Annotated in this window: 1 protein-coding gene and 1 pseudogene; both read right to left on the bottom strand. The window is 69.4% G+C overall.

Features of this window, described 5'->3' with window-relative positions:
* A pseudogene (locus tag D7Y13_RS39950) lies at positions 1-213 on the bottom strand (tetratricopeptide repeat protein); the annotation flags it as partial.
* Positions 210-3,499: tetratricopeptide repeat protein (locus tag D7Y13_RS39945; RefSeq protein WP_233596022.1), on the bottom strand; the 3,290-nt coding region annotated here is incomplete at its 5' end. The pseudogene D7Y13_RS39950 and the gene D7Y13_RS39945, both read right to left, overlap by 4 nt.

The raw sequence follows: 3,499 nt of genomic DNA, 5'->3' as shown, positions 1-3,499 counted from the left end.
CGTGAAGTCCTTCTCCTGTCCCGCGGTCGACCTGGGCGCCGCGGGCGCGTCGACCTGGGGTTTCTGCTCGGACTTGTCGGTCGTGCTCGTGCTCGCGACGGGGCCTGTCGCGGGTCCGGTGAGCGTGGGGTCCTTTCGCGTCTCGGGGCCGGAGGTGCAGGCGGACAGCCAGAGCGCGAGGCCGGTGAGCGCGAAGTGCCGGGCGTGGATCATCGCGCGCCTTCTTCCGTCAGCCGGGGGGCCTGGTCGGGGTTGCCGCTCACGGGGGCCACGGGCGGCGGGGTGAGGCTGCCCACGAGGCCATCCGGGTACACGGTCTCCAGCGCGATGGCGCCCTTGGCTTCCTTGAGGACCGGATACTCCTTGGGCCGGAAGCGGTTGAGCGCTTCGAGCGTGCGGCGGGTCCACTCGTTGGAGATGCGGTACTTGCGCGCTTCCTTGAGCGTGTCCGCGTAGCTCTGCACCGCGCGGTCCTCCAGCGCGACGGTGCGGTCGGTGAGGATCCCCTGGTACGCGGTCACGGCCTCGTCACCCAGGCGCTTCACCTCGGGCGGCACCGGGGCCTCCAAGAGCGTGTTGCCGAAGCGCTCCAGGGCGTACCCCTGCCGGAAGAACGCGGCCAGCGACCACTCCAGCTGCTTGTACGGAAGCACCTTCGCGTACGCCTCGTTCACCGACTTGAGGGCCTCCGTCTTCTTGTTGAAGCTCTTCTCCATGGCCTTGCCCGCACCGGTGATCTTCAGCGCGTCGAACCGCTGGAACACGGCCTCCGCCTGCTGGAAGCGGCTGTAGGCGGCGGCCTCGGCGGCGCGCAGCTGGGTTTCGGGCTTGAGGCGGCGCCGGTCGAACTCGTCGGCCGCGGCGGCATAGGCGCGCTGGGCCTCCTTCGCGTTGCCCCGCTTCGCCCACGCATTGCCCATGCGTCGCTTCGCGTCCACCACCAGCTCCGCCTGGTCGGGCTTGCTCGCGAACTTGCGGACGAACGCCTCCAGCGCCTTGATTTCGCCCTTCGTGTCGCCCTGCCGCTCCAGGATGCGGGCCGCGCGGTACTGGTTCTCCGGCGCGTTCTTGCTGTTGGGGAACAGCTCCACGCAGCGCTGGAAGGCGGCCGCGGCCTCCGCGTAGCGCTGCTGGCCTTCGAGCAGGGCCGCCGCGTTGAAGAGCGCCGCTTCCCGCTCCTCCGCCGCCGGGTAGTCCTTCACCAGCTTCTGGTAGCTGGTGACGGCCTTGTCGAAGTCGTAGGACTTGTGCGCGTTGATGGCCACGCGGAACAGGGCGGTGTGCGCCCACGGCGACTTCGGGTAGTCGCGGTACACGCGCTCGTAGAGCTTCATCGCCGAGTCGAACCGGCGCAGCTCCTCGTAGGCCACCGCCGCGTTGTTGAGCGCCTTGTCGGCGAACTCGTGGCGAGGGGCCTCGTCCACCAGCTGGAGGTACTTCTTCGCCGCCTCTTCGTGGCGCTTCTGCGCCGCCAACTGCTCGGCCAGGTTGAAGCGCCCGGCGAGCTTGAAGCGCATCAGCTCGCGGTGCTGGTCGCTGTCGGGCTCCACCACCTGCGCGTTGCTGGCGAGCCGCGCGCTGACCTCCTCCACGCTCTTCCAGTCCTGGTCCACGAGGAAGGATTCGATGATGAGGTTGGTGGCGTAGCCGGCCACCGCGTGCTTCGGGTACGTCTGGATCACCTGCTCGAAGCGCGGCCGGGCCTGGGCGAAGTCGTCGTGCGTGTAGAACAGCTCCGCGGCCTGGTAGGCGATGGCCGGCGCGGCCTCCTCCTTCGGCAGCAGGGCGACGTAGGCATCGGACGCCTTGACCAGCCGGGCCTCCGTGTCCGCCAGGGCCACGGGTGCGTGCGCGCTGTCCTTCGGACGCTCGGAGGCGCGCAGCGGCTTGCGCTCCGGCACGCGACCCTCCTTCACCTCCCGGACGAGCTGCTCCTTCCACGCGAGCACCGCGTTGTGCGCGGACACGTGGCGGTAGGTGTCGTCCTGGTTGGAGTCACGCACCAGCTCATAGGAGCGCGCCGCCGCGTCGAACTGGGCGGAGTTGAAGAGGCTCTCCGCGTAGAAGAAGCGCATCGCGTACGCGTTCTTGCTGCGCGGGAAGCGCTCCAGGTACGTGCCGTACGCGCGAGCGGCGGCGGCGTAGGTGGCCTGGGCCTGGTCGGCCTTGCCCTCCTTCTGGAACACCTGCGCCTGCTGGTGCTGGTAGGAGGCGGCGGAGAACAGGCTCTGTTCGGCGAGCGTCTGCGCGTTGGACAGCGCGTTGGTGTCGTTCTTGTTCTTCTCGTACCACGCGCCGCCGGGCAGGTAGCTGTTGGCCAGCTTCTCCGACTCGAGCGCGTACAGGTCCATGCGCCGGTCGCGCTCGTAGGCCTGGACGACGCGCTGCTGGAGGCGCGGCGCGTCCGCGGCCAGCGGATCCGTGGCCAGCACCTGCTGATACGCGGCGATGGCGTCCGCGTTGCGCACCTGCTCGAAGTAGACGTTGCCCAGGCGGCGGTACACCTCCGCCTCGTAGGGGCGCCCGCCGCGCTTCGCGAAGAGGTCGCGGGCCCGGGCCATGCCGCCCCAGTTCTCGTCGGCCAGCGACAGCGCGATGTACTGGAGCGCCTCCGTGCGCAGGTCGCCCTCGTCCTTCTTGTCACCGGATTGCTGGTGTGACTGGTAGTGGTCCAGCAGGAGCAGGAAGCTGTCCACGGACTCCTCGAACCAGTCCATCCGGTAGTACGTCCAGGCGAGCTTGTAGCGGGCCTTGTCGTAGAACCGGTGCTCCGTGTCGCGCGTGGCGGCGGTGTACGCGTCGGCGGCCTTGCGCAGCGCCGCGGGATCCGTGTCGTCCTCGAACCAGTACTCGCCGATGCGCGTCCACGCGTCGGTGGCGAAGCGGCTGTTGGGGTAGCGCGTGGTGAGCTGCTGGTAGGTGGCGAGGCTCTCCTCGTCCTTGTGCTGTTCGGACAGGCAGTAGGCCAGCAGGTACAGGGAGCCGTCGTTGAGCTTGTAGTCCGGGAACTGCGCGAGCAGCCGGCGGTACAGCCCGATGGACGGGTTGAAGTCCACCTCCGGCTCCGGCGGCAGGTCCGCCATCGCTTCGTCCGACATCGCCCGCACGCGGTCCGTGTAGTCCTTGCGCGCGAGCTGGTGCTCATCCGCCGAGCGCTCGTAGTACAGCTCCGCCAGACGGAACGTGACGTCCGGCGTGGCGCGAGGCTCGTTCGGGTAGCGGCGGAGGAACTCCTCGAAGCGGGAGATGGCGTCCAGCCGGTGGGTGCGCTCCTGCGACTCCAGCGTGGTGAGGGACTTCTCGTAGGAGCCGGAGAGCGCGGCGCGCTTCTGCGCGTAGCGGCGCTCCACCAGCTGCTTCACCTCACGGTGGAAGTCGCGCGACTCCGCTTCGTACGCCTCCAGCGCGCGGCTCACTTCACCCAGCAGCTTCTGCTGTTCGGGCGTATGGCCCAGGCCGTCCAGGTAGCGGGGCGCGGGCGCGGCGACCGGGGCGGGGG

Origin of the sequence: Corallococcus praedator, assembly GCF_003612125.1 — a bacterium.
Lineage (GTDB): Bacteria > Myxococcota > Myxococcia > Myxococcales > Myxococcaceae > Corallococcus > Corallococcus praedator.
This window is presented reverse-complemented; position numbering and strand designations above follow the sequence as displayed.